Origin of the sequence: Sporosarcina sp. BP05 (genome assembly GCF_014282005.1) — a bacterium.
In the GTDB taxonomy this organism is placed as follows: Bacteria; Bacillota; Bacilli; order Bacillales_A; family Planococcaceae; genus Sporosarcina.
The window spans coordinates 1-256 of record NZ_JACFTD010000108.1 but is presented as its reverse complement, the minus strand read 5'-3'; the positions used below and the strand labels follow the sequence as shown (position 1 = coordinate 256).

Sequence of the window (256 nt, the reverse complement as noted above, 5' to 3'; positions counted from 1 at the left end):
ACATAGGCTTAAAATTAACCTTAGGGAAGAAGCAGAAGCCTTGTGGCAACTGGAGCCAGAAGAAAAACGGCTTATAAAACGATGGTTTCGTAAATCAGAAGAAAATCACATGGAGAAAGACCGATTTATCCGCGATTTTGTTGAAGTAAACCTTGAAGTAGCCTTAAAAATCGAAGAAAATGACTAAAAACCCGACTAAAATGGCACAAAATGTGCTTAAAGTCGGTTTTTTTTATTTTATTTTAGCCCCTGAAGG

The 256-nt window shown here is 36.7% G+C and carries 1 pseudogene; it reads left to right on the top strand.

Features of this window, described 5'->3' with window-relative positions:
• Nucleotides 1-187, top strand: a pseudogene (locus H2672_RS19395) (hypothetical protein); the annotation flags it as partial.
• Nucleotides 188-256: the final 69 nt, after the last annotated feature.